The 23,771-nt window shown below is 61.6% G+C and carries 24 protein-coding genes and 1 tRNA gene; 10 read left to right on the plus strand and 15 right to left on the minus strand.

Features of this window, described 5'->3' with window-relative positions:
- Positions 1 to 262 precede the first annotated feature (262 nt).
- Complete coding sequence (gene ruvB / locus NW862_RS04635; RefSeq protein ID WP_414334583.1) at positions 263 to 1,405, plus strand: Holliday junction branch migration DNA helicase RuvB; 1,143 nt, start codon at positions 263 to 265, stop codon at positions 1,403 to 1,405.
- Between the two features lies 1 nt (position 1,406).
- Here the strand turns inward: ruvB and NW862_RS04640 are convergent, their stop codons facing one another.
- Complete coding sequence (locus tag NW862_RS04640) at positions 1,407 to 4,103, minus strand: phycobilisome rod-core linker polypeptide (RefSeq protein ID WP_414334581.1); 2,697 nt, start codon at positions 4,101 to 4,103, stop codon at positions 1,407 to 1,409.
- 207 nt (positions 4,104 to 4,310) lie between these two features.
- On the opposite strand from NW862_RS04640, the gene NW862_RS04645 reads away from it, so the two are divergent.
- Entirely contained in the window at positions 4,311 to 6,464 is a 2,154-nt protein-coding gene (locus NW862_RS04645; RefSeq protein ID WP_414334580.1) for a glycosyltransferase 61 family protein, read from the plus strand.
- A 58-nt stretch (positions 6,465 to 6,522) separates the two neighbouring features.
- Here NW862_RS04645 and NW862_RS04650 read toward each other — a convergent pair.
- A tRNA-Leu gene (locus NW862_RS04650) sits at positions 6,523 to 6,606 on the minus strand.
- A gap of 224 nt (positions 6,607 to 6,830) precedes the next feature.
- Positions 6,831 to 8,690, minus strand: a complete 1,860-nt coding sequence (cobJ, locus tag NW862_RS04655) for a precorrin-3B C(17)-methyltransferase (protein WP_414334578.1) — start codon at positions 8,688 to 8,690, stop codon at positions 6,831 to 6,833.
- Positions 8,691 to 8,745: 55 nt separating this feature from the next.
- Here cobJ and NW862_RS04660 point away from each other — a divergent pair, with 55 nt between their 5' ends.
- The 4 genes from NW862_RS04660 to NW862_RS04675 all read left to right on the plus strand — a co-directional run bounded on the left by NW862_RS04660 (position 8,746) and on the right by NW862_RS04675 (position 11,096).
- Positions 8,746 to 9,396, plus strand: coding sequence for a hypothetical protein (locus NW862_RS04660; protein WP_414334576.1), 651 nt, complete (start codon positions 8,746 to 8,748; stop codon positions 9,394 to 9,396).
- A 64-nt stretch (positions 9,397 to 9,460) separates the two neighbouring features.
- On the plus strand, positions 9,461 to 9,925 hold the full coding sequence (locus NW862_RS04665; RefSeq protein ID WP_414334574.1) for an FKBP-type peptidyl-prolyl cis-trans isomerase: 465 nt from the start codon (positions 9,461 to 9,463) through the stop codon (positions 9,923 to 9,925).
- A gap of 108 nt (positions 9,926 to 10,033) precedes the next feature.
- A complete protein-coding gene (locus tag NW862_RS04670) occupies positions 10,034 to 10,630 on the plus strand; it encodes a 5-formyltetrahydrofolate cyclo-ligase (RefSeq protein WP_414426968.1) in 597 nt (198 codons plus the stop codon).
- Between the two features lie 25 nt (positions 10,631 to 10,655).
- Positions 10,656 to 11,096, plus strand: coding sequence for an FxLYD domain-containing protein (locus NW862_RS04675; protein WP_414334570.1), 441 nt, complete (start codon positions 10,656 to 10,658; stop codon positions 11,094 to 11,096).
- 14 nt (positions 11,097 to 11,110) lie between these two features.
- Here NW862_RS04675 and NW862_RS04680 read toward each other — a convergent pair whose 3' ends face one another.
- The 7 genes from NW862_RS04680 to NW862_RS04710 all read right to left on the minus strand — a co-directional run bounded on the left by NW862_RS04680 (position 11,111) and on the right by NW862_RS04710 (position 15,990).
- Positions 11,111 to 12,388 (minus strand): amidohydrolase family protein, encoded by a 1,278-nt coding sequence (locus NW862_RS04680; RefSeq protein ID WP_414338817.1) that lies wholly within the window; start codon positions 12,386 to 12,388, stop codon positions 11,111 to 11,113.
- Between the two features lie 135 nt (positions 12,389 to 12,523).
- Positions 12,524 to 13,693, minus strand: coding sequence for a class I SAM-dependent methyltransferase (locus NW862_RS04685; protein ID WP_414334566.1), 1,170 nt, complete (start codon positions 13,691 to 13,693; stop codon positions 12,524 to 12,526).
- A gap of 94 nt (positions 13,694 to 13,787) precedes the next feature.
- A complete protein-coding gene (locus NW862_RS04690; RefSeq protein WP_414334564.1) occupies positions 13,788 to 13,961 on the minus strand; it encodes a hypothetical protein in 174 nt (57 codons plus the stop codon).
- A 45-nt stretch (positions 13,962 to 14,006) separates the two neighbouring features.
- Positions 14,007 to 14,534, minus strand: a complete 528-nt coding sequence (locus NW862_RS04695; RefSeq protein ID WP_414334563.1) for an NAD(P)H-quinone oxidoreductase subunit J — start codon at positions 14,532 to 14,534, stop codon at positions 14,007 to 14,009.
- Position 14,535: 1 nt separating this feature from the next.
- The gene (locus tag NW862_RS04700) at positions 14,536 to 15,276 is read right to left on the minus strand and encodes an NADH dehydrogenase subunit K (RefSeq protein ID WP_414334561.1); all 741 of its coding nucleotides are present in this window, start codon (positions 15,274 to 15,276) and stop codon (positions 14,536 to 14,538) included.
- On the minus strand, positions 15,267 to 15,629 hold the full coding sequence (gene ndhC, locus NW862_RS04705; protein WP_414334560.1) for a photosynthetic/respiratory NAD(P)H-quinone oxidoreductase subunit C: 363 nt from the start codon (positions 15,627 to 15,629) through the stop codon (positions 15,267 to 15,269). The genes NW862_RS04700 and ndhC overlap by 10 nt, the downstream gene beginning before the upstream one ends.
- 112 nt (positions 15,630 to 15,741) lie before the next feature.
- The gene (locus tag NW862_RS04710; protein ID WP_414334559.1) at positions 15,742 to 15,990 is read right to left on the minus strand and encodes a hypothetical protein; all 249 of its coding nucleotides are present in this window, start codon (positions 15,988 to 15,990) and stop codon (positions 15,742 to 15,744) included.
- A 287-nt stretch (positions 15,991 to 16,277) separates the two neighbouring features.
- Between NW862_RS04710 and NW862_RS04715 the strand changes: the two genes are divergently transcribed.
- From NW862_RS04715 to NW862_RS04725, 3 genes are all read left to right on the plus strand, one after another.
- Positions 16,278 to 16,937 carry a LexA family transcriptional regulator gene (locus tag NW862_RS04715; protein ID WP_414334557.1) on the plus strand — a complete coding sequence of 220 codons (660 nt, stop codon included), beginning with the start codon at positions 16,278 to 16,280 and terminating at the stop codon, positions 16,935 to 16,937.
- A 144-nt stretch (positions 16,938 to 17,081) separates the two neighbouring features.
- Positions 17,082 to 17,915, plus strand: a complete 834-nt coding sequence (locus NW862_RS04720) for an OmpA family protein (RefSeq protein WP_414334555.1) — start codon at positions 17,082 to 17,084, stop codon at positions 17,913 to 17,915.
- A gap of 104 nt (positions 17,916 to 18,019) precedes the next feature.
- Positions 18,020 to 18,493 (plus strand): ATP-binding protein, encoded by a 474-nt coding sequence (locus NW862_RS04725; RefSeq protein WP_414334553.1) that lies wholly within the window; start codon positions 18,020 to 18,022, stop codon positions 18,491 to 18,493.
- On the opposite strand, the gene NW862_RS04730 is transcribed toward NW862_RS04725, so the two are convergent.
- Entirely contained in the window at positions 18,490 to 19,620 is a 1,131-nt protein-coding gene (locus tag NW862_RS04730) for a geranylgeranyl reductase family protein (protein ID WP_414334551.1), read from the minus strand. The genes NW862_RS04725 and NW862_RS04730 overlap by 4 nt on opposite strands.
- Before the next feature lie 200 nt (positions 19,621 to 19,820).
- On the opposite strand from NW862_RS04730, the gene NW862_RS04735 reads away from it, so the two are divergent.
- Positions 19,821 to 20,108, plus strand: coding sequence for a hypothetical protein (locus tag NW862_RS04735; RefSeq protein ID WP_414334549.1), 288 nt, complete (start codon positions 19,821 to 19,823; stop codon positions 20,106 to 20,108).
- 114 nt (positions 20,109 to 20,222) lie between these two features.
- Here the strand turns inward: NW862_RS04735 and NW862_RS04740 are convergent, their stop codons facing one another.
- From NW862_RS04740 to NW862_RS04755, 4 genes are all read right to left on the minus strand, one after another.
- The gene (locus NW862_RS04740) at positions 20,223 to 21,503 is read right to left on the minus strand and encodes a DNA double-strand break repair nuclease NurA (RefSeq protein WP_414341534.1); all 1,281 of its coding nucleotides are present in this window, start codon (positions 21,501 to 21,503) and stop codon (positions 20,223 to 20,225) included.
- On the minus strand, positions 21,487 to 22,383 hold the full coding sequence (locus NW862_RS04745; RefSeq protein ID WP_414334639.1) for a 6-carboxytetrahydropterin synthase: 897 nt from the start codon (positions 22,381 to 22,383) through the stop codon (positions 21,487 to 21,489). Before NW862_RS04745 ends, NW862_RS04740 begins: the two co-directional genes overlap by 17 nt.
- A 122-nt stretch (positions 22,384 to 22,505) precedes the next feature.
- Positions 22,506 to 23,582 carry an NAD(P)/FAD-dependent oxidoreductase gene (locus tag NW862_RS04750; RefSeq protein ID WP_414348103.1) on the minus strand — a complete coding sequence of 359 codons (1,077 nt, stop codon included), beginning with the start codon at positions 23,580 to 23,582 and terminating at the stop codon, positions 22,506 to 22,508.
- 28 nt (positions 23,583 to 23,610) lie between these two features.
- Entirely contained in the window at positions 23,611 to 23,763 is a 153-nt protein-coding gene (locus NW862_RS04755; protein ID WP_011432316.1) for a photosystem II protein Y, read from the minus strand.
- Positions 23,764 to 23,771 lie beyond the last annotated feature (8 nt).

Consider the following 23,771-nt stretch of genomic DNA (forward strand, 5'->3'; position numbering starts at 1 on the left):
TGCACGAGCGGAATGCGCACAACTTCCCGCTGGATTTGGCGGCGGTGGAAGTGGCGCCGGCCATCCGTGGCTAATCCACTCTTGACCGAGTAGACTAGTCCTTCTTGAGTCCCCTGGCAGATGCCGGGGGATTTTTTTCTTCTACTGCCCCCTCCAATCTTTCTACCCAGGTGGGAGACCAAAATCGGCAAACGGTTTACCAGGATCTTTCCCCCAGTTTTTTCCAGTTAGAGTAGGGCTATTGCATCTGCAGGTAAAGGATATGGCGATCATTTCTTCTCGGGCTGTGGGGGCTGAGGATCCCGGGCAGCAGCAAAAGAGTTCTGCTTGCAGAGAAGGGATGGAGTTCCGCTCCCAGAACCGGGGCCGGCAAGCCGATGAGCTGTTGCAGCCACAGGCTCAGCCTGGCGAGGCTCAGGAAGAATCCCTGCGCCCGCGCACCCTAGCCGAGTACATCGGCCAGACGGAGCTTAAGGAAGTGCTTTCCATTGCCATTGCGGCGGCCCGGGCCCGCGGTGAGCCTTTGGATCACCTATTGTTCTATGGCCCGCCCGGCCTCGGCAAAACCACGGTGGCTGCGGTGCTGGCGGCAGAAATGGGATCCCACTTCTACATGACCACAGCCCCGGCGCTGGAGAGCCCCCGCGACATTGCCGGCTACCTGGTGCGCCTGAAGCGGGGGGATGTGCTGTTTATCGACGAGATCCATCGCCTGCCCAAAGTGACGGAAGAATTGCTCTACCCGGCCATGGAAGATTTTCGCCTCGATATCACCATCGGCAAGGGTCGCTCGGCCCGCATCACCTCTCTGCCCTTGGAGCGCTTCACCCTCATCGGGGCCACCACTCGCATCGGCGCCCTCACCTCGCCGCTGCGGGATCGCTTTGGCCATGTGCAACGGCTGCGCTTTTATGAGCCCCACGAGCTGGTGGAAATCGTGTTGCGCACTGCCCGTCTCCTGAACACTTCCATCGATCCGGAAGGGGCGACAGAGATCGCCCGCCGTTCTCGGGGCACGCCGCGTATTGCCAATCGCTTGTTCAAGCGGGTGCGCGATTATGCCCAGGTGCGAGGAGATGGCCACATCAGCCGAGAAGCGGCAGCCGCGGCCCTGGAGTTGTTCCAGGTGGATCCTATGGGGCTGGATTGGACAGATCGTAAGCTCCTGACGATCCTGGTGGAGCAGTTTGCGGGCGGGCCCGTGGGCCTGGAGACGATGGCCGCCGTGACGGGTGAGGATCCCCAAACCATCGAAGAAGTCTACGAGCCCTACCTGTTGCAGATCGGCTATCTGCAGCGCACACCCCGTGGGCGGGTGGTTACCCCCGCCGCCCTGCAGCACTTGGGCTACGCAGCCCGTTCCCTCACCCCCAGCCCCTCTCCCACAAGGGGAGAGGGGAGTTAATCTAGCTGCGATCGTTGCTGCCAACAGGGCTGAAACTGGGCACCACCAGCTCGCGGTTTTGCTTAGTGAGGCGGCCATACAGCTCTTGGGTGTTGGGGAAGTTGGCCGCCGGCAAGGTGGGGAAGCGGCGGTAGGGCACTGTATCTTCCCCGAAGAGATCCCGGTACTCTTGGGTATTCAGCAAGGCGCGCACAAAGGCCTTCAAACCCTGGGTGGCCAGGATCTGGTTGTACTTGCGGATCTCCTGCTGGTTCAGGGGCGCGCGGCCCAGGAAGTGCTTGGTGCCCAACTCGATCACCTTGGTGTTGGGATAGGGAGCGTAGAACTCAGAGCGGTACAGTTCTGAACACCCCAGCGCCTCGATGAACTCCTTGACGGTGATCTCGCCGTTGCGCAGCCTGGACTCGGCGGAGCTGAGCTCGGCACTGATGTTGTAAATGTCCATATCTCGCTCAAAGACCTGCCGGTAGGCGGCGCGGATGAGGTTGTTCACCTCGGCTTTGTTGGCCAGGCTGGTGAGCTTGAAGATGGGAACCTCCTGGCGCACCTTGGGCACTCCCTGCTGGGCCCGCCGCTGGATCTCCAGCTCGCCGGAGGGCATATCCTGCGGCTGGCCCAACTTGACAAAGAGGGGGATATCCTCATCGGTGCGAATGGGCTTGAGCGCCGCCATATCGCTGGATCCGGGGCGCATCCGCCGCAACGCCAGGCCGCCGGGGGTGAGGTAGCGCTCGTAGGGCACAATGTCTTCTCCGAAGGCCCGCTGGTACTCCTCGCTGTCGAGGATGGCATCCACCACCGCGTAGAACCCTTGCTTGGAGGCAATGTCGAACAGACGGTTGATCTCCTGCCGCCCGTAGGTGGGCCGGCCCAGCAGCTTGCGGTGGATAAACTCGATGGCTTTGCAAACATACAAGCTGGACCAGTACTTGTTGCGAAAGAGATCCGATTTGGCCAGTTGGCGCACAAACTCTTTGACGCTGATCTCGCCCGACTCCAGCTTGATCTCCCAGCGGGTTAGCCGTTGGCCTTCGTAGGGCACATAGCCATATAGCTGCTGGTAGCAGGCGCGGATCACCGCTTGTGTGGATCCCTCGCTGCCAACAATCCCCGCCCGTGCCCCCAACCGCCGACTGCGATCCCCAGGGGTTTGGGTGAGCTTGAAAACCTTGGGCCCCAAGCTGCCCGGATCCCCTGCCGCCCTGGGATTGGTGCGCTCGTTGGTGAGGGCAAAGCCGCGCCGGATGAGGATGCGCTTGACATCCTTGTTGAAGGGGGCGGGGCTGGCGTTGAGGGAACGGGTCTCCTTGGGGAAGATGGCGCCAAATTGGATCTCCAGCGGGTCGTTGCCGACGCCATAGGCATGCTGATCCGGCAAAGGGCGATTGTAGCGGGCAAAGAGGGTGATGAACTGGGGCACCTTGCGGCGGGGGGCAGCGTAGTTGTAAAGATCAAACTTGGCCCCCCAGTTGGCGCTGGTTTGGGCTTCCACCCCTAGCTTGCGCAGGTAGGGCACCGTCTCCTCGCCGAAGTAGTCGCCGTACTCGCGGCTATCCACCAGCGCATCCACCAGGCCGGCCAGACCCTTGCTGGAGATGATGGAGAAGTAGGTCTGCACTTCCTCGCGGGTTTCTGGGGCCCGTCCTAGGAAGTGGCGGAAGGCCAGCTCCACGACGCGGCTGTTGATGTAGGGCTCGTAAAACTGCTTGCGGTACAGTTCGGATTTGCCCAGGCGGCGGATGAACTCCTTCATGGAGATCTCGCCGTTTTTCACCTTCGATTCCAGGTCGGAAAGCTTGAGGCCGTAGGCACGGCGGATGTCTCGCTCGAACACCTGCCGGTAGGCGGCTTTGATCACGTCTTCTTTCTCGGCGTTGGACAGCCCCGGCTTCATGGCAAAAACGGGCACTTTTTCCGCCGCCAAGTTGTAAATCTGGGGGAGCTGTAGCCCCTGCAGGGGCAGGCCATCGGCGGTGCTGGCGTTGCGCTGCCGCAGCTTATCGGAGGGGGAAGGAGCGATGAACTCGCTCAGCAAGACATCGAAATATTGGTTGATGATGGCCACCGCCTCGGCATCTTTGCGGAAGTAGCCAGCGGCGGCCCGCTTCATTTCTTGAATGGCGACGATGGTGGCCTCGGCGGAGCAGGCGTTTTCGATGATCTCCCGCAGGCCACGGGTGTTGACGGCAATGATGCTGGGATCCCCGGCCACAAGAGCGTAGGTGACGTAGCGCAAGAACCAGCTCAGATCCCGCAGGGACTTGCGCATGTTGGCGGCGCCGTAGCGGGAGATGTTAATGGGGCGGAAGTTGGGGGGAATCTCCACGCCGCTGGCGCTGAAGAGGTTGCGGATGGCCTCGAGGAAGCCGCCGGTGGACTCCACGTAAAAGGCGGTGCCCAACTTAAAGGCTTCCTTCTCGTCCTGAGTGACTTCTGGCCGCTCCAGATAGGCCATGGGCGAGCCCCCCGTGAAGATGCGGTTGGCCGCCCGGCTGACGATGATTTCGGAGTTGGCCGCGATCACTTGGGCAATGTCCAGGCGCTTCAGGCCGCTGGAGAAAAAGTCCTCCAGGCGATCCAACTCGGTGCGTCCCAGATAGCGATCCTGCTGTTCTGCCTGGGAGATGGTCGATACGGGCACGGTTTGGTACAGACGGGGGCTGGAAACGACGGTGCCAGCGGATACGTTGATACCCATCGATCTCTTAAACTCCGTTTTATCGAAAAAATGGCCGACAAAGGCTGAGGACGGTGCCCTCCCATCGCGCAGCGGGCCATAGCCTTTGGGGTGAAGAGGCCGACCCACGCTCGAACCGATGTCTCTCCCTGAGCCGAGAAGGATTGATGCCGGAGGGAGAAGCCAAGCCTAGAATACTAGGGGGATGTGCCCAGAGTGGGGGGGTTGTTGCAGTTTGTAACACTGTTTCTCATCCACATAGACATGGCTCCCGACCCGGCTCTGCCCTCACATCCGTTGTTTTCCGTCTCCAGCCTTGAAGACTGGCAACAGGGGCGTTACGAGTGCCTTGTCCAAGCTTTGCAGCAGCAGCTCCAGCAGGGATCCCCCTCCTCAGAGCTGTATTGGGGGCTGGGAGCTGCCTATCTGCTGCTGGGGCGGGAGCTGGAGGCGCAGCTTGTGTGGCAAGAGGGCTTGGCAATGCAGACAGCCGGAGGTGTAGCCGAAGCCGAGGCTGTGCGTGGGTGGGCAAGGGAGCTGCAGGAGCTGGCAGAGGGGCTATGGGAAAAAGGCCATTGGCCGCAGGCGGCGGCTTTGTACCGACAGCTTGTGGAGCAGGGATCCCTTCCTCCCGATCTGGCGGCGCTGGCCGCCCATCGCGTTGGCCTAACCCAAGAGCGCAGCCGGCTGTGGAGCGCGGCAGCGGAGTGGTATGAGCGGGCTTGCCGGTGGGATCCAGCAGCGGCAGAAAGTTCTTGGCGCTGGGGCCTGGCGCTGCTCAAGTTGGGCCGGTTCCAGGAGGCCACCTCGGCCTTGGAGCAAGCCGTGCGGCTGCGGCCGGAGTGGGGGGATCCCTGGGTGCAGATGGGCTTGGCCTGGCTGGATCAAGGGGATCCGGCGCAGGCGGTGCGGTGTTTCCGGGAGGCGGAAGCGCGGGGCACGAAGACGGCAGAGCTCTACAGCTACTGGGCAGAGGCCCAGGTGCGGCTGGATGACCCGCAGGCTGCCTGGGAAAAGTTCCGGCAGGCGGTGGCGGCGGAGCGGGAGTGGCTGCAGGCGTGGTGCGAAGGCAGCGGCAGAGAAAGCCCGCTGCGGTCTGGACTGGAGCAGGCAGGCAGGGGAGAGGGGATTCCCCAGGACCTGGATTCGGCTTGGCGACGGCGCTGGGCTCCGGCAGGCTCTGTTGCCCAGGCCAGCCCCCTTGTAACCGACTCCTGGCCGCTGCCAGCCCAAGGCTACCTCACCACCCGGCAGTGGCATCAGGCCACAGGCGAAGGGGACTACCAAGCACTGGATCCAGGGGAGGTGCTCTGTCTGCAAGCGCCCCCTGTAGCTGATCCGGCCATTGGGCAAAAGCTGCGCCCGCAGCGGATCCCCCTGGCCGAGACTTTTGTGGCCCAGATCCCCCGCGGATCCGTCCATGTGGGCCACTATCCCCGCCACCTCTACGCCAGCTTTGCCAGTGCGGTGCTCACCCGCCGGGGAGAATTGCTGGCCGATGTCTCCCTCAGCTTGCCGCCACCGGAGTTTCTCGACTGGGACTGGGGGCCGGATCACCTGGAACACCACCCCATCTTGAGCTTACCCCACCTGCCGCCGCCGATCCCACTGGACGGCTCTGTCGCCCTCTTGCCGTTGGGAGCGGTCAATTACTTTCACTGGATGGTGGATGTTTTGCCTGCCCTTGATGTCCTGCAGCGGTCGGGCGCCCTCGGAAAAGACATCCCCATCTTGATCCACGGGTATCAAAGAAAACCCTTTCAGGTGCAGAGCTTGGCCGCTTTGGGGATCGCAGCCGAGCCCATCCTCAGCTTCGAGCAGGTGGGGGGATCCCATCTGCAAGCGCAGAACCTGATCGTGCCCTCAGCAGGGGCTCCGGCGGGGTGCTTGACGCCCAGGGGATTGGCGGTGCTGCGGCAACTGGCCCGGCCGAGCTTGTCCAGCGCTCCCTTGCTGCCGCGGCGGATCTACATCAGCCGTCGTGCTGCCCGCTGGCGGCGGGTGATCAACGAAGCGGAGGTGCTGGCGGCTTTGCGCCCCTGGGGATTTGTATCGGTGCAACTGGAAACCCTTTCTCTAGCGGAGCAAGTAGCGCTGATGCAAGGGGCCGAGGCGGTGATCGGGATCCATGGGGCGGGCCTGACCAACCTCGCCTTTTGTCAACCCGGCGCCACCGTCATCGAGATCCTGCCCCGCAACGCGGTGCTCCCCTACTTTTGGATCATCGCCCAGGTGGCAGGGCTCAATTATTTCCCTTTGCTGGCGCCGGTCTGCGATCCAGCTTTGGTGGCCCTTCTGGCCAGCCCCGATTTGGATCGAGAAGATGCCTGGGTGCGGATCCCGGACTTGCTCAAGGTGCTGGAACAGACAGAGCTCAATTGATGGTGGGAAAATGCCTTTTTTCGAATTTACGAGAGTTCTGCAAGCCTCGCATTCAAGATGGGATCGGAGGGACTCGAACCCTCACGTTCTTGAGGAACAACGGATTTTAAGTCCGTAGCGTCTACCATTCCGCCACGATCCCCTCTAGCGGCAACAGTACTCTAACAGACCACAGGCCAGCAGGATCAGCCTGTAGGATCCGGTGGTGACCTGATGGGGTTGGAGTCGGTCGGTCAACCAGCCAAACAAGGTAACGGGGGATCCTACTCTTCTCGTGGATGACGATGGCGCGGATGGCTTCGATTGCCACAGCCCCCATGGCCGGGACCCCCACCTCGGGCACGTCACCGCCTGGGATCCCCCCACCTACTCAGGAGAGGCGCTCAGGCGGTAGCCGCGGGGGGTGATCAGCCGGCTGCCGTAGCGAAAGGTCTGCGAGTTGCCGATCAAGACCAGGGTAAACATATCCACCTGCTCAGGATCCAACTCCCCCAGCGTGGTGAGGTGGATGACCTCGCCGGAACGATAGAGGTTGCGGGCCACCGCCACCGGGGTGTGGGCGGGGCGGGCGGCCAAAAAGATCTGCAGGGCTTTGAGGAAGGGATCCAACCGCTGCCGCGAGCGGGGATTGTACAGAGCCACCACAAAGTCGGCCTGGGCAGCCGCCTGCAGGCGTTGCTCGATGGCCGGCCAAGGGGTGAGCCGATCCGAGAGGGAAATGGCGCAAAAATCCTGCATGAGAGGGGCTCCCAGGCGGGCGGCAGCAGCCTGAAGGGCGGAGATCCCCGGCAGCACCTCCAGAGAGGGGCGGATCCCATCCCAGCTGCTGCGGGCCAAGTACTCCAGCACCAGCCCGGCCATGCCGTAGATCCCCGCATCTCCCGAAGAGATCACCGCCACCTGCAGCCCCTGCTGGGCCAGGGCAATGGCCCGCTGCGCCCGCTGCACCTCCTGGGTGATGGAAAAGGCTTCGCAAATCTGGCCCGGGTGTAAGAGGGGCGCCACCAAGTCCAGGTAGAGCTGGTAGCCGATCACCACGTCGGCTTGGGCCAGGGCCAGGCGGGCGGCCAAGGTCAATTGGGCGGGATCCCCGGGGCCGGTGCCAATCAGCCACAGGTGCCCGGCGCGAGGGGAATACTCCTGAGCAGCGCGGGCAATGGCCAGGGTACAAGCTCCCTCGCTTTCTGAGGCAAAGACCTGCTTGGGGCAGAGAAGGGTGGCTCTCCCCTGGGCTGGATCCTCATCCCCCGACATGCGCTGGGCGGCCAAGAGGGCAGCCGCCTCCGCCACCGAAGGGGTGCCCACGGCCTGCCGCACCGCCTCCGAAGGGTGGGGAACTGGGATCCCCGCCAGGGCCGCGGCAGAGAAGAACTGGATGGGCCAACCGTGGGCCTGGGCCAACTCCAGCAGTCCCGCCTCATCCCGTTTCAACTCCAGGGTGGCCAAGCCGGCAACGGCCTCGAAGGCCAGCCCCTGGGCCTGCAGCAGGCGGCGCAGGGATCCCTCCAGCCAGGCGCGGCTGGTGCCCCGCTCGCAGCCCACACCCACCCACAGCACCCGTGGATGCCAGTGAACGGTGGGGAGCTTGTCCAGAGAAGTTGTAGATTCGCTGATCCGGATCTGGGCCACTGCTTGGTCGGGAGCGGTGAGGAAAAGAGAATGATCCGCTGGCCAGGCTCGCCGCCAGAGCTGCGTGCCACAGGTTTGCTCAACGGCCACCGGCTCTCCCCGCGCCAGAGCGGCTGCCACCCCGTTCCAATCGCCGGCGCCCCGCTGCCAACCGTAGGGATCCCCCAGCAAATCCAAAGGCGGGATCCCCAGCCCTTCCGAGGCAGAGGTGAGGATGGGCTCGGCTCCCAAGGCAGCCGCCACCCGCCGCGCCAGCGCCTCAGCTCCTCCCACATGGCCGCCACAGAGGCTAATGGCCCAGCGCCCAGCTTCGTCCACCACCACCACCGCCGGATCCCGGTATTTGTCTTGCAAGAGGGGGGCAATGAGCCGCACCACCGACCCAACTGGCAAGACAAAGATACAGCCCTGCACCTGCGGCCAGCTCTGGGCCACCGCTGCCGCCAGGGGATCCCCATAGGCTTGCCAGGGGGGTGGCAGCGGCTCTCGCTGGGGGTTGGCCTTGCTCCAGCAGATCCACTCCTCCGGCAGCAGCGACAGCAAAGGCTGGGCCAAGCGGCGACCGCGCGGGGTAGGGGCAAACAGGGCAAGCTTCATCAGCCTAGGGATCCTATACTGGACTACAGAGCCACCCGCAAATAGACGAGTGCCAATGCCAACCCCCCTTGGACTGATGCTGCCGCTGATCCCCCTGGAGGTTCTGCTCTCCACGAAGGGGCTGATGTTTTTGTTGCTATCGGCCTATGGCGGGGCCATGTGGACATTTTTAAGTGGCGCTCCCCGGGTGTACACCATCATCGTGCCCGATCTGGAGCAGGCAAGGGGCTTCTACGAAAAGGTTTTGAAGCTGCCGGAGGCGGAGCTGCCGCTGCAGTACTACTACGGCTATGAGCAAAGCATGGTCAGCTCCAGCCTGGGATCGCCCTATTTTCCGGGAGATATTGGCCTCAGCTCTCACTTCGATACCAGAACCCGTCCCACTTCTGGATCGACACAACCGGATACCCCTGGCCTCTGGTATCAGCTCTCCGACAATGTGCAATTGCACGTGATCCTCGGCTCCACGGATCCCTACGGCAGTCCCTCCAGGCCCCCCTCTGTGCCTGCCTACGGGGCGGCAGCCGGTCGCACTGGCGGCGTCCGCTATCGCCACACCACCTATGAACGGGAAGCCCTCAAAGCGCTCCTGAAGCGGATCAACAAGCAAGGGATCCGCAACAGCGTCCGCTCCGAAAAGCCTTTTGTCTTCTGGGTGCGCGATCATCAAGGGCAGATCATCGAATTTGCCGAAATAAAAGGATGAAGGGATCCCCTAAGATCGTTGAAGGAAGGGGAAGCAAAAAGTCGGCGAGGGGAGACGCCAACAGATGAAACGGATGCTGCTGCTGTTGCTGGGTTTGCTGTGGATCGGGATGTGGGGTGGACAGCCGGCCGTGGCTCTGTCGCGGGCCAAAGACAACCCCGTGGTGGGCATCCAATCCCCAGCCAAAGACTTCATCACCACCGAGTCGGGCCTGCAATACTACGACATCGCTCAAGGCAGTGGGCCTTCACCTCAACCGGGGCAAACGGTGGTGGTGAACTATGTGGGCAAGCTGCAGGATGGCACCGTCTTCGATAGCTCCTATAAGCGCAATCAACCTTTCATCTTCACCTACGGAGTAGGGCAGGTGATCCGCGGCTGGGAGGAAGGTCTGGCCACCATGCGGGTGGGTGGCAAGCGGTACTTGCGCATTCCGCCGGAGTTGGCCTACGGCAGCCGCGGCGCCGGCGGCGTGATCCCACCCAACGCCACCCTTGATTTTGAAGTGGAGCTCCTGGCCATCCAGTAGACTCTGGACATCCACACCTAAGCTTGACTGGGGGTGGGGAAAGTCAAGGCGGTGAGATTGCAGGGCGCTGCGGCAACTCCCTTCTGGGTAACAAACCTGTCTCCGTCTGTGGAGCCCAATTTTCCCCCTGAAGCTCCTAGCGCAGAAAAAGCTCGCCTGCGCCAGCACTTCCGCCAAGTGCGGCAGGGGCTGGAACGCTCCCTGATCGAGCAGAAAATAGTGGCTCATCTGGCCTCTCACCCCCAGCTTTTGGCGGCCAGAACCATCTTGGCCTACGTGGCCTTCGGCTCCGAGGTGGATCTGGGATCCCTGTTCGCCCTTTTCCCTGAAAAGCGCTGGGGGATCCCTCGTTGCTTGCCGCAGCGGCAGTTGGGATGGCATCGCTACCACCCAGCCGAGCTTGTTCCCAACCGCTGGGGGCTGCCGGAGCCCTCTCCCACCAGTGAGGTTATCGACCCTGCCGAAGCCGAGTTGATCCTCGTGCCCGCCCTGGCCTGCGACCGCTGGGGGAGGCGTTTGGGCTATGGCGGCGGCTATTACGACCGCTTTTTGGCCTCGCTGCCGGATCCCGGTGTGCCCAAGTGGGGCATTGTCCCGCAGGCTTGCCTGCTGCGGCAGCCTCTGCCTCAGGATCCCTGGGATCAACGCCTGGACGGGATCCAAACCGAAGAGGGGTTTTACCCGGCGGGGGATCCCCTAGACTAAGGGAGATGGGCCTTGGAGGAAAAACATGAGCCAAGTTTGGAAGAAGGGGCTTCGCTCCCTCTGCTGGAGCCTGGGCTGGGCGGCTTTGGCGGCCCTCTTGCTGGGCTTTGGCGCCATCCCCCTACAATTGAAAGATCTGCACATCACCCCCTGCCCGGATACCCCCGAATACACCAACCTGGTCACCAGCAACGGCAACCCCATACCGGCCAGGTGCATGTTCATTGAAGGGACGGTGGTGAACCGCTCCAAAAACACCTTGGTCAATGCGGATGTCTTCGGTCGCCTTTACGATGCCAACGGCAATGAGGTTCTGCCGGAGCGCACCCGCGTGGGAGCCATCGAAGAGGTTCCCCCCGGCGAAAGCCCCTTCTCCATTCGCATCTCCGTGCCCGTGACCAGCCCGCTGCCCTTGACCCTGGAGCAATTCAAGGCCAGCGGCTTCAGCGGCACCGTGCGCCGTTGACATCCAGTTGATCCCTAGAAGAGTTGGCGGGTGAAGTCCACCTGGGCCGGGCGCCCCGGCAAATGGAGCTGGGCAACCACCGGCGGGGTTTGGGCGATCAGCCGTCCCCGACGGAAAACGTACAGGCAAGCCGGTTTCAGGCGAATGGCTTCGACGGCATCGGCAGCCTGGAGCACCACCAAATCGGCATAGCAGCCGGGTTCTAGTCCGTAGCCTTCTAACCCCAAAATGCGGGCCGGGTTTTCCGTAACGGCCAAGAAGCACTGGCGCATCTGCTCATAGCCGGTCAATTGGGCAGCGTGGATCCCCATGTGGGCCACCTCCAGCATGTTGCCGCTGCCCAGGGGATACCAGGGATCCATCACGCAGTCCTGGCCAAAAGCTACTGTCAGCCCGGCGGCCATCAGCTCCGGCACCCGCGTCAGCCCCCGCCGCTTGGGATAGGTATCGTGGCGGCCCTGCAGCACCAGGTTCACCAGCGGGTTGGCGATCACCCCCAGCTCTGCCTCGGCCATCAGGGAAATGAGTTTGCTCACGTAGGCGTTGTCCATTGAGTGCATTGAGGTGAGGTGGGAGGCGGCCACCCGCCCCTGCAAGCCCAGCCGCTGCGTCTCGTAGGCCAAGGTTTCCACGTGGCGGGAGAGGGGATCGTCTGTCTCGTCGCAGTGCAGATCCACCCGCAGACCCCGCGCCGCCGCAATCTCGCACAGGGCCCGCACCGAAGCTGCCCCTTCGGCCATCGTCCGCTCAAAGTGGGGGATCCCACCCACCACCTCTACCCCCCAATCCAGAGCCTTCTCCAAGAGCTGCACCGCCCCCGGCGAGCGGTAGTAGCCATCTTGGGGAAAGGCCACCAGTTGCAAATCCAGGTAGGGGGACACTTTTTGCTTGACCTCCAGCAAGGCCCGCACCGCCAACAGGTTGGGATCGCACACGTCCACATGGGCACGGATGGCCAGGATCCCGCGCGCCACCGCCCAGTCGCAATAGGTCAAGGCCCTCTCTATCACTGCCTCTGGCGTCAGCAGCGGCTTCAACTCCCCCCAAAGGGCGATCCCTTCTAGCAAGGTGCCCGATTGGTTGACGCGCGGGATCCCGTAGGTGAGGGTGGCATCCAGGTGAAAGTGGGCATCCACAAAGGGGGGCGACACCAAGCGGCCACTCACATCGATTTCCTGCAGGGCAGTGGCTTGTAAGTTGTTTTCCAGAGCAACAATGCGGCCCCCTTCAATGCCGATATCAACCCCCTTGCGGCCATCCGGCAAATTGGCCCGACGCAGAATGAGATCCATAGGTTATGGCTATTTCAACTTGGGATGAGCGACTAAAGTTGTTTCAAGGGCTTCCCTTCCCCCACTAAGGTAGGGGGATTTCCAGTCCTACCTATAGTGAGAGTGGCCGCCAACAAGCAATTCAAAAAGTAAGGCTCATGGCCTCAGCCCCAGCTCCGGCCCGCCAAAGCCCTGCAGAGGATGAGCATATTCTGAGCTGGTCAGACCCTTGGCCTGCACCAACACCCCAAAGCTCCCCAACCCCATCGGATCCAGGAGGGCGTGAAGAGCGTATCGTCGCTGCAACACCTGGCCCACATCCACAGCTTCGCCGTCAAGCGGATCCTCAATTTGGCTGAGAGCGGCCAGCCGCTCGGTTAACCCCAGGTTCACCAAAAAGCTGCTCTGCCGGGTGAACCCCAAATACTTCAGCCCCAGCGATTCTCCCACCTGCTCTAGGGTCGTAAAGTCCACATGGGCCGTGAGATCCTGGGATCCCACCTGAACATAGGGATCCGTGTAGCTGCCGTGCCGTCGGTAGGCCAGGAGCGTGCCTTGAGCGCGCTGGGGGCTATAGTAGCGCTGGGCGGTGTGGCCGTAATCGACAGTCAGCACGTAGCCCCGCCGCAGCTTGCGGGCCAGGAGCTGCAACCACTCCAGGGCTTTCAAGTTCACCTCGGTTTGGTAACCGGACGGATAGGTTTCTATGGGGATCCCCAGACGGGCAAAATACTCTCCCAGCTCAGGAGTGGACAGATCCCCCAGCACCTCCCGGAAGTCGGCTGCGGCAGCATCGCCACAAGCGACGTAAATTTCCCGCAACGCTCCCTCTTGCACCTGCACCCGATGTACCGGAAAAGCATCCACCAGCTCGTTCGAGAAAAAACAGCCGATGACCGAGTCATCCGGGATCTCATCCCAATCCAGCCAGCGCACCTTTTCCCCAAAAGGGGCCAGTCGCTCCTGCTGTAGCCGACGCAGATGGGCAGAACGCTCCAGGATCCCATATTCCAGCACCTGCCAAAAAAGGGGGTGAGCAGAGCGCACGTAGGTCAGCCAATCCTGGGCCAAACGGCCGCTGCCCGCCCCCATCTCGATCACCCTGAAGACAGAAGGGGATCCCAAAATATTCCAGAACTGGCGGATCTGCTCTGCCAACAGTTGGGCAAAATCCGCCGCCAGGTGAGGAGAGGTCAGGTAGTCGGTGCCAACCGGGGATCCCCGCTCGTAATAGCCCAGCCCCGGCTCGTAGAGAGCCCACTCCATAAACTGGGCAAAGGTCACCGGCCCCTGAGCGCGAATGCGGCTGCCGATCAACTCCTGCAACCTCTGTGTGGACCGAGGTAACAACCAAGGCAAACTCAGGTCGCGCCGGGGCTGCTCAGGAACGATCACAGGTGGGGGTTCCAAAGATCCAGACTCACTTGCTCAGAGGGCGACGCCAATTTTGGCGAAACTGACGGTTCGAGACCAACAGCAGCGGCCAGAGAGCCGATACCAGCCACTTTCCGGATCCCGAATAGACGCGATCCGCTTTGCGGGCCGAGTACCAGACTCCACCTGCATAAATTGCCAAGAGCAAAAAAGGCCACATCTCAACCCATCCTGTTAACGCTGCTCAGCGAGTGGGGATCTCCGATCAGTAGGCATCCTGCAGCTCATAAAAGTCAGGCGTGATGTAGTCTTTGCGCAGCGGCCAACCAATCCAGTCTTCCGGCATCAAGATCCGCTTCAAGTTCGGGTGTCCCTCAAAAACAATGCCATACATGTCGTAGGTTTCTCGTTCCTGCCAATCCGCCGACTTCCAGATCCAATACACGGAAGGCAGCCGCGGATCCTGGCGAGGCAACTTCACCTGTAGCCGCACCTCTTGCGGGCGGTCTGCCCCATCCGATAGCTTGATCAGATGGTAGAGGCTGACCAGTGGCTGACCTGCCCCCAAGTCGTACCCACACTGGCACTGCAAATAGTTGAAGCCGTAGGCATAGAGGGCGGTGCACACAGGCAGGAGAAAATCCCGCTCCACCTCCAACAGCTCCACCCCCGCCGCATCTTTCCCCAGGTACTGGTGGTCAAAACCGTTGTCGGCCAGAAACTGGGAGACCGGGCCGCGCTCCAACGTCGCTAACGGTTCCGCTTGCCTTTCCTGAGCCTTGTCCTCTGCCATCTTACATCCCTCCCCGCAAAGCTTTGAGCTGCTGTTCCGCCTGCTTGAAGTCGGCAGTCTGCAAGGCCGGCGGCACCGGCAAGCCGATGGCAGCCGCCAGTTCCGGCGGAGGAGCTTGGCGGGTCTCGCTCTCCAGATACTTGCCAGTGATGATCTCCGGCACCGGCTTGAGGTTGTGCTTGACCGTGTAGTAGCGGTGAGTTTGTTGCAGGCGGCCCCGCTCCCGCATGTCTTCAGCGGCGATCTTCTTGCGCAGCTTGACAATGGCATCCATGATCGCCTCCGGGCGCGGCGGGCAGCCGGGAATGTACACGTCCACGGGGATTAGCTTGTCCACCCCTCGCACTGCCGTGTAGGAATCGGAGCTAAACATGCCGCCACTGATGGTGCAGGCCCCCATGGCGATCACGTACTTCGGCTCAGCCATTTGCTGGTAGAGCTTGACCAGCGCCGGGGCCATTTTCATAGTGACCGTGCCCGCCGTGATGATCAAATCAGCCGTGCGCGGTGAAGACCGGGGCAACAGGCCAAAGCGGTCGAAATCAAAGCGGGATCCCAGCATGGCGGCAAACTCGATGAAGCAGCAGGCGGTGCCATAGAGCAGGGGCCAGAGGCTGGACATCTTGGCCCAGTTGTACAGGTCGTTCACCGTCGTCAGAACGACATTGTTGGAGAGGTCGGTGGTAACCTGGGGGGCGGCCCCTGGAAACAGAACCTGCGGTTTCTCAGACGTCATGACCATTCCAATGCTCCTTTTCTCCAGGCGTACACAAGACCCACCACAAGGATGGCGATGAAAATCAGGGCCTCCACAAAGGCCAGCAACCCCAAGCGGTGAAACGCCACCGCCCAGGGATAGAGGAATACGGTCTCTACGTCGAAAATGACGAAGACCAAAGCAAACATGTAGTAACGGATGTTGAACTGGATCCAGGCTTGCCCAAACGGCTCCATGCCCGACTCATAGGTGCTGCGGCGTAGGGATCCCCGCCGCTTGGGAGCCAAGAGCGCAGAGGCCCCCAGCGCTAAAATCGGCAGCAGAGCGCAGACGATCAGGAAAACCAGCAGATACTCGTAGCCGGACAGAACAAACACAACCTCAGACCGCCTCAGTTGCTCAACATTTAGATACGTTTTCAGTATAGAGCCAGTCTGGGATTCCCCTGCGCCCTCGAATCTTCATTCTAATCATCAGTTCTGGTGATGATCACGATTGCCGGGAGCGGCGTTTTTCCAGCCAAGCCCACACTCCGCTCACCACCGCTCCGGCCATCAGGATCCCCAAAGCCGGCTGAAACAAAGGCAGCCACAGCCGCACCCAAAGCTTGTAGCCCAGTGGGATCCCGACAAAAGCCCCCGTCACCGAAAAGACAAACCAGACAAACCCGGCGAACACCAGAAAGACAATGGCAATCAGGAAGTTATCCAGCCAGCGCTTGAGGTCAGAGGAAGTCATGGAGATTAAGGCAGAACAGCTTGAAGTCAACCCAGAAGCAATATCTGAACCGAACTTTTTGGCTATCCAACGCTGGGCCAGCTCGGCTCTCGCCTGCCGTGAGCAGGCTCCAAAACCACACTAACGCCAGCGCAGTTCTCCTGCCAGCCTACCGACAGCATTTGAGAGTTGCGATTCCCTTGGTCAGCTCAGGTGGGAGATTGTCCCCCAATCGGCTGTACCGGCTGTTGACTTGTCAAGATATAGTGGTGAAAATCTGCTTATACACAATCTGTAGCGCTAAGCCGATGTCCATCTTCTCGAGCTCCTCTTTTGCAGACCGCTTACGACAGGTGATCGGCGACGAGGCCATTTATGCGTTTGGGCGACGGGCCGGCATTAGCGATACGGCCTTGCGCAGCTACCTGAAGGGTTCCGTGCCCGGCATTGACAAGGCGGTGAAAATTGCCCAGGTGGGCCAAGTCAGCCTCAATTGGCTGATCACAGGGGAGGGATCCCCACGCTTGGATTCCGACTCGAAGGCAGAGTATGTGTATGTACCTTTTGTCGATGTGGCCGTCTCTGCGGGAGCGGGGGTGTTGGTGCGGGAAGAAGCGATCGCCGCGGTGATGGCTTTCGAGCGAAACTGGCTGCGGGCCCATTTGAAGGGAAACCCTGCCAAGCTGAGCCTGATTCGGGTGCAGGGGGATAGCATGGCTCCCACCTTGGAGGATGGCGACTGGATCTTTGTGGAGCGGCAGGAGGGTGGGGATCTGAGCTGTGAAGGCATTTATGTCTTTCAGATGGATGGGGATCTGTTGGTCAAACGACTGCAGCGCCTGCCCGGATCCCAGGTGAAGGTGATCAGCGACAATCCCCGTTTTCCTCCCTTTGTGGCGGATCTGGCGGATCCCGCCAACGGATTGGCCATCATAGGGCGGTATCGAGGCCGCCTTAGTTTTGATTAGCCCTTTGAACGATGGCGGGAAGTGGCAGCTTGACCGACCGAGAATCCCCTCGGCGAGCTCCGGTCGCCGGCTAGGATCGCTTTCTAGAGTTGAGTGGAGTTCCCACTCCTTGCCTGCGTCCATTTAGCCGGAGGTTTGCCCAGGATGCCTCGCTCGTCCCAGCGCTCAACGGTTGCTCTCAATTTCCTCAGTGGGATCCTCTTGGTCAGCAGCGGGATCTGGCTGGGGATGGAGCTTCCCCAGCAGGCTCAACCTCAGCCCCAACCGGAGACCAACCTCTCTGCCGGTCAACCGGCTCCGCCTACACCAGCGATCTTGCCCACCCTGGCCCCACCCCAGGCCAATCCGCCGCTGGCCAGCCCAACGGCCAATGCAGATCCAAATGCAGATCCAGAGGAACGTCAGGCGAGCCCCACAGATCTGGAAACGGAGATTCGGGAAATCCGCCAGCAGGTGATCCAGCTCTTGATAAAAATTGAGGAACTGGAGTCGCGGCTGCAGCGGCTGCGTTCTCAAACAGCCCCTGAGCCCGTCAGGGAATCTTCCACCGCCGCCGAGATCGCTCCAGGGGAAGCCAGCGTTCCCGCCCCGACCCCAACGCCGACTCCCACCTCTTTTCAGGTGGGAACCCAAACCATCAGCCTGCCGGGGGATTTGCTGTTCGATTTTGACAAGGCCGAGATTCGACCTGAGGCGACCTCGCTGCTGGCCCAGGTGGCGAAATCCTTGGAAGCCATGCCCGGCGCCCGCGTTCAAGTGAACGGTCACACCGACAACATTGGATCCCTAAACTACAACCTGGCTCTTTCCCTGCGCCGCGCCAACGCGGTTAAAGACTATTTGATGAAACTCTTGCCGGAAGGCCATCCCATCAGTTGGACAACCTCTGGCTTTGGCCCTACCTTGCCGGTGGCCGATAACGACACAGAAGCCGGACGGCAGCGGAACCGCCGTGTGGATTTGATCATCGCTCCCTAGCTTCCCCCCCAAAATGGGGGATGATATGTTCTGGCAGGGCTCTGGTCTAGAATCTGGTAGGGCCAAATGGCTTCAGGTTCAATCCCTATCGTTGGGGTTCGGTTTTGAACGCAGCAGGGATCCCTTCGGGTGAGAAGCAGACATTTGCGCTGAGGGTTGAGACAACTCTCGACGCTCTTGGCCAAGTTTTAACCTGGTTTGAATCTTTTCGAAATGCCGGCATCCCGGATCCCATTTGGACGGAATGTCAGTTGGTTTTGGCGGAGGGGTTTACCAACGCCGTTCGCCACGCCCACCGCGCCCTGCCTCCCAGTACGCCCATTGATATTGAGCTGATCCTGATGCCGCAAGAGCTGGAGTTGCGCATTTGGGATCAGGGGCAGGAGTTTGACCTGGAGGGAGCTTTCCGGCACCTGGTGGCCAACCCCGATCCCGAATCCGAGGGGGGACGCGGCATTTGGCTGATGAAGGCTCTCTCCACCCACCTGAGCTATACTCGTCAGGCGGATGGGCGCAACTGCCTGTTGATCGGCAAGCGCTTCGACGATCTAGCTCAAGTCTATCGGTGCCAGGCCTAGGTGAGCAGGCCGCCGCTTAACTTGCGAATGGCCGAGCTGGCCACATCGCTGTAGCGCAGTTCACCGGCCAGGATCTGGCCCATACGCCGAGTGGCTCCCGGTCGTTTGACGCCCACCTTGTAGCCCACGCCTGGAAAGCGGTAGAACAAGGCCGCAATCCGTTTAGCCCAGCGCATCTCTGAGCCCCATTCCTGTTGCACGCGGGCCGAGTAGTTCGCCAGAGCCTCTGTGTTCCCCGCCAGGGCTTGGTCGATGGCCTCTGCCGCCAACATGCCGGTGAGGAGGGAAGGGCGGATCCCCTCGGCGGTAAACGGATCGACGACGCAGGCGGCATCCCCCACCAAGAGGGCATTTTGGCTGTGGAGCGGTTGCTCTTCATCCCAGAGGCAGATGGGATGGCCGAACTGCTTGACCGATTTCAAGTCTACGCCGAAGCTTTGGGCATATTGGGCGGCAATTTCCCGCAGGTTTTGTTTTTCTCCACCGCGAAAGGTGCCGGCCCCGATCGAGTAGCCATCGGCCTTGGGGAAGTTCCAAAGGTAGCCATTGCTCACGGCGCCGAAGTCGAAATGGGCGGCTGCAGTTTGCGGTTGCCCAACGGGCACCTCTGCTTCCAGGGCGGCGGCTAGACGACGGCGGCGTTCTTGAAAGCCCAGCCACTTGGCCATCGAGCCTTTTGCCCCATCGGCTGCGATCACATACCGACCCCAGACAGGGCCGGTGCTTGTCATCACTTGCCAGCGGTCGCTTTGCCACTCGAGGCCGGAGACGGGGCATGTTGCCTGGAGCGCTGCCCCTTGCTTTTGCGCCTGCTGAATCAAGTAGTGGTCGAAAACATCCCGCCGCACCATCCAAACGGGTTCTTGCAGATCCAGGTCGGCCACCACCGGATCCCCGCCGCGCCAGGTGTAGCGAATTTGCCGGATCTTCAGGGAAATGGCGGGGCTGAAGTCGAAGTCGAACCAAGCTGCCACCATGGGAGAGACCCCGCCCCCACAGGGTTTGTAGCGGGGCAAGGGATCTTTTTCCAAGACCAGCACCGAGCGCCCCCGCTTGGCCAGATGGTAGGCAGCAGAGCCGCCGGCGGGGCCAGCACCGACAATGACACAGTCGTAAAGCTGCGACATAACCTGCGATTCCCCAGCTCCCATGTCCTGGGCTTTGTTTATCGGCTTCTAGACTATTATGGCGGCAGCAAATCTACCCGCCTGTTTTTGGGAAGCCCATGCGAATTCGATGGCAACGGCTTGCCAACTTGCCCTTGACTTGCTGCTATGCCGCCTTCAAACCCTCTAGCTCGCTTGATCTCGTTGGATGAGGAAACCCCATGCACGACCTGGACAGTTTGCCAGAACCGGTAGCCGACGCCCTAATCAAAAGCCTGCTCACGGATGTGGAACGGCTGATCAACCAGCACGGCCTGTCAGAGGTTCTGGTGGGGTTGGCCATGTATTGCAATGTGCAGTTCAAGGCCAAGTTCAATAAACCCAACCGCACCGAAAAGGATGAGGAGCTGGGATTTTATTTCCGCGACGCTGCCAAAGCCCTAGAGGTGGCGGCCAGCCTCACCTACCGCACCATCGATCGCTCCCGGCCCAGCCAGCCCAACGCTTAGAGGGTAGGGATCCCGCCCTCACCCCTCTCCCAGAGGCAGCCCTCACCCCCAGCCCCTCTCCCTCAGGGAGAGGGGAGGTAGGAGGGAGGAAGGGTTTTGCGGCACTGGCACCAATTAGGCGATACCAGTTCGCTTCTGGGCTTCCTTGCGGGAGACAGCCACATGGCGCAGGCCGGCGCGGATCAGCTCCTGCTCGATCAGGGCAAAGAAGCGCTGCCGATCCCCGCTCCGCACCACTGCCAAATGATGGGCTTCCGCCAGGGCAATGGGGTAGCCAAAGCCCTTTTGCACCTGGCTCAGTACTCCCGCCAGGGCCCGCTGCAGCAGCTGGGCATCCTGGGCCACCCAGGCGGGAAACTCCAGGCGGGCGATCTCGGGGCCCCCCTTCCCGCCGACATTCAAGTAACAGCAGTGGATGTGGTGTTCCCCGAAGGCATCCAAGACACTGGCGCCACTGCGCCAGAGGGGGCTGCGCTCTCCCGGCTGCAGCAGGGATCCCCAGAAGACGCGATCCGGCAGGGGAGCAAAGGGGTGACAGGGGGGGGTTTTCTCGCCGGCACAGTAGCGATGGCAGTCGCAGCCCAGATAGGGACACAGCCCTAGGCGTAAGTAGTTAAGGGTTTCGCTGCTGCGGGAAGCGCTGATGTAGCCCACCAGGGGGATGCGGGCGGCCCGCAACTGCTCCAGAGTCGCCAGGATGGGATCCAGCCAGGGACGCTGGGTTGATCTGGGCAGCGGCTCCAGTCCCCAGGGGATCAGGGATCCATCCAGGAGCGCCAGCGTGGCGCGGCGACGGGGCACTGACAGGGCCAACTGCGCCAGCTCCTCTAGCTCTGCCTGAGCCCGCCGCAAGGCCAACACCACTTCCGGCCCCAACGAGACCCCTGTCCCGCTGCCGGGGTTCCGCACGGCAATGGCAGCACTTTGCAACCCTTCTGCCATTTGCTCCAAGAGAGAGGAGTCCGAGCGCTGCCCATACAGCAGCAGAGGCTGACTATCCAAAAGCGGCCACTCCTGGGTGCCGTAGTGCAGAACCACCCGCCCAACATTGATCAGCGAGCAATAGGCGATCTCGTGGTGGCTGGGCAGGATCTGGGATCCATCGGTGGCCACCACCGTGTGTCGTCCCTGCAGCGGCTCCACCTTGGGCAGGGATCCCCAGGTTTCCGGGGGCTCGGCGGGGCTGGCGCAGGTAAAGGCCAGATGGGATCCCCACTCCGTCCAACGCGACTGCCAAACCTGCGGCTCCTGCTGCAGGCGCCCGAAGACCTGCAGGGCTTGGCGCAGGCGCTCCTGACCGGCCCGCGACTCCTGCTGCAAGTGCCGAGCAAAGGCGGGGATCTGCCCACTCAGCTTAACCAGATCCAACATGGTTACATCAGCGTCGCGCGGCAACACGGCTGCCGAAACTCTGGGGGAGCCCTTCTGAAGAGTTGAACAGCTCTTCCAGCGGAAACTCCCCGTAGACCTCGCTGCTGTTGTTGGGGCTCTCTTGCAGGCGAACCCGATGCAGTTGCACCCCCAGCTCGCGCAGGGGCAAAGTCAGCAGCCGTTGAATGTAGAGGGCGATGTTTTCGGCGGTGGGCACCACCTGGGCAAAGTAGGGGATGTCTTTGTTCAAAAAGGTGTGATCCAGCGGTTTGACCACCTGCTCGTCAATGATCCGCTGCAGAGCCGCCAGATCCACGAGCATCCCCGTGCGCGGGTCGATGGATCCCTTGACGGTGATCTCCAGGCCGTAGTTGTGGCCATGGCCATGGGGACGGGCGCAGAGGCCGTAGATGGCGGTGTTCTCTTCCAGGCTCAAATGATCCAGGGCCAAACGGTGAGCGGCGCTGAAATGGGTGGCAACGGTCAAGTAGGCTTGCATGGCTTCTCCTCGGTATTCGGCCCAAAGTTCGGGATCCTCGTACAGGCGGACGCTGGTCAGCGGCAGCGCATCGGCCAGGCGTTGCCAAATTACGTAAGCGATAAACTCGGTGGTGGGCAGGGTTTGGGCAAACTCCGGCCAGGCTTGATTGAGGTAGGCGAAGTTGAGCTCTTGAATCACCCGCTCTCGGATCACCCGCTTGACCTCTGAGAGGTTGAGCACCATGCCGTACTCATCTACCTCCCCCGTCAGGCCCACCTCCAGCACGTAGTTGTGGCCGTGGCCGGGAAAACGGGCTTGGGGGCCAAAGCGGGCTACGTTCTCGGCTTCTGAGAGTTCGGGCAACCAGTAGCGATGGCTGGCGGCAAATTGGGCACGGCGGTAGATCGTACAGGTTCTGGGCATGGATTATCTGCCAAGGGATCCACCCTGTCAGCATAACTCTCTACCCCAGAGGATGGAAATTCTCGGCAGTTCTCGGCCTGGATCTGCAGGCATTGCTCCAGGCCAACTGGGTCAGCGTCCCCTCACCGCTCAGAGCCGCCCAGCATTTCGAGCAACGTTTTGGCGGCATCTTGCCCTGAGAGCCAAGCCCCTTCTACGCGCCCCCCGGCGCACCAATCGCCGGCACAAACCAAAGGCAATCCCTCAGCCGCCGGAATCCGGGTGCCCAAGCTGGCCAATCCCATGGTTTCCAGTGGCAAAGCGTAGCGCCAACGGTGCACCTGCATCCATTGGGGCGAAGCCAGCCAGGGATCCAGATGCTTGGCGGCGTGGGCCAACAATTCTCGACCTGCCTTTTCTAGCTCAGGTGGGCCGGCCTCCAGGTACAGAGATGACCACTCCGCCCCCCCATGCAAGACCACCACCGGCGAGAGCGGCTGCGGGCGCTTGCTGCTGTCCAACCCCAGCCAGGCCAACATCGGATCCTCCAAGCACTTGATCCCTTTCCAGGGCGGCGGCGCCATGTTCTCAGAATAGCCGGCCAAAACCGCAAGGCAGGGCTGATACTCGGCGGATCCCAGCAGAGACAGCAGGCTATCGGCAGGAGGGATCTTCTCTTGCAGCAAAGGCAGCAACTGCGGGGCCGGAATGGCCGCCACCAATGCGGCAGCCTCGTAGCATTGACCATTCTCCGCCTGCACTTGCCAGGTTGTGGCCAAACTTTTGAGGCCGACCACACGAGTTTGGGTGTGTACCGACAGCGGGGCAGCCAGGTGTTTGGCCAACATCGTCATGCCCTGGGGGCAGATGTAGCGCGGTTTCTCCTCGTTGGGATGCTCCGGGCGCAGCCCTTTTCGATCCAGCACATGCAGCGAGCGCGTCCATTCCGTCAGCAGCCCCAGGCCCAGCAGCTCCTTCACCCAGCGATGAAAGCCATCGGAATCGGCAGTCAGGTATTGAGCCCCGTGATCCACCGGCACCGTTTGTCCGAGATGCTCAACCCGACGGGTGGCCAGGCGCCCGCCCAAGCCCGCCGATTTTTCCAGCACCAGAACCCGCAGCCCCGCCCGCAGCAGTCGCCTTGCGCAGACCAAACCGGCCACTCCGGCCCCGATGACAATCACATCGGCGGATTTTGGGTTTGTCGCCTCGCCTAGCATACTGAGCCTGCCGGCCGGATCCGCACGTTCAGCTCCCGCCTTTGCCGAAGGGGTTGTTGCCCTTCTCGCCGAAGAGCTTGGCCTCTCCTTTGATGGCAGCCTTGATGATGTTGTAGGCAGCCCAGGCAACCACCAAAACAATGGGCGACAGAACGATCAGCGGACGGAGATCAATGTCCATGGTTTTCA

This window comes from Synechococcus sp. H55.8 (genome assembly GCF_047462375.1).
Taxonomy (GTDB): domain Bacteria; phylum Cyanobacteriota; class Cyanobacteriia; order Thermostichales; family Thermostichaceae; genus Thermostichus.

Excerpts from the sequence above, each read along its gene's own strand:
- ruvB (WP_414334583.1), top strand. The coding sequence starts at position 263 with ATGGCGATCATTTCTTCTCGGGCTGTGGGGGCTGAGGATCCCGGGCAG.
- NW862_RS04640 (WP_414334581.1), bottom strand. The coding sequence starts at position 4,103 with ATGGGTATCAACGTATCCGCTGGCACCGTCGTTTCCAGCCCCCGTCTG.
- cobJ (WP_414334578.1), bottom strand. The coding sequence starts at position 8,690 with ATGAAGCTTGCCCTGTTTGCCCCTACCCCGCGCGGTCGCCGCTTGGCC.
- NW862_RS04660 (WP_414334576.1), top strand. The coding sequence starts at position 8,746 with ATGCCAACCCCCCTTGGACTGATGCTGCCGCTGATCCCCCTGGAGGTT.
- NW862_RS04665 (WP_414334574.1), top strand. The coding sequence starts at position 9,461 with ATGAAACGGATGCTGCTGCTGTTGCTGGGTTTGCTGTGGATCGGGATG.
- NW862_RS04675 (WP_414334570.1), top strand. The coding sequence starts at position 10,656 with ATGAGCCAAGTTTGGAAGAAGGGGCTTCGCTCCCTCTGCTGGAGCCTG.
- NW862_RS04680 (WP_414338817.1), bottom strand. The coding sequence starts at position 12,388 with ATGGATCTCATTCTGCGTCGGGCCAATTTGCCGGATGGCCGCAAGGGG.
- NW862_RS04690 (WP_414334564.1), bottom strand. The coding sequence starts at position 13,961 with ATGTGGCCTTTTTTGCTCTTGGCAATTTATGCAGGTGGAGTCTGGTAC.
- NW862_RS04695 (WP_414334563.1), bottom strand. The coding sequence starts at position 14,534 with ATGGCAGAGGACAAGGCTCAGGAAAGGCAAGCGGAACCGTTAGCGACG.
- NW862_RS04700 (WP_414334561.1), bottom strand. The coding sequence starts at position 15,276 with ATGGTCATGACGTCTGAGAAACCGCAGGTTCTGTTTCCAGGGGCCGCC.
- NW862_RS04710 (WP_414334559.1), bottom strand. The coding sequence starts at position 15,990 with ATGACTTCCTCTGACCTCAAGCGCTGGCTGGATAACTTCCTGATTGCC.
- NW862_RS04715 (WP_414334557.1), top strand. The coding sequence starts at position 16,278 with ATGTCCATCTTCTCGAGCTCCTCTTTTGCAGACCGCTTACGACAGGTG.
- NW862_RS04720 (WP_414334555.1), top strand. The coding sequence starts at position 17,082 with ATGCCTCGCTCGTCCCAGCGCTCAACGGTTGCTCTCAATTTCCTCAGT.
- NW862_RS04730 (WP_414334551.1), bottom strand. The coding sequence starts at position 19,620 with ATGTCGCAGCTTTACGACTGTGTCATTGTCGGTGCTGGCCCCGCCGGC.
- NW862_RS04735 (WP_414334549.1), top strand. The coding sequence starts at position 19,821 with ATGCACGACCTGGACAGTTTGCCAGAACCGGTAGCCGACGCCCTAATC.
- NW862_RS04745 (WP_414334639.1), bottom strand. The coding sequence starts at position 22,383 with ATGCCCAGAACCTGTACGATCTACCGCCGTGCCCAATTTGCCGCCAGC.
- NW862_RS04750 (WP_414348103.1), bottom strand. The coding sequence starts at position 23,582 with ATGCTAGGCGAGGCGACAAACCCAAAATCCGCCGATGTGATTGTCATC.
- NW862_RS04755 (WP_011432316.1), bottom strand. The coding sequence starts at position 23,763 with ATGGACATTGATCTCCGTCCGCTGATCGTTCTGTCGCCCATTGTTTTG.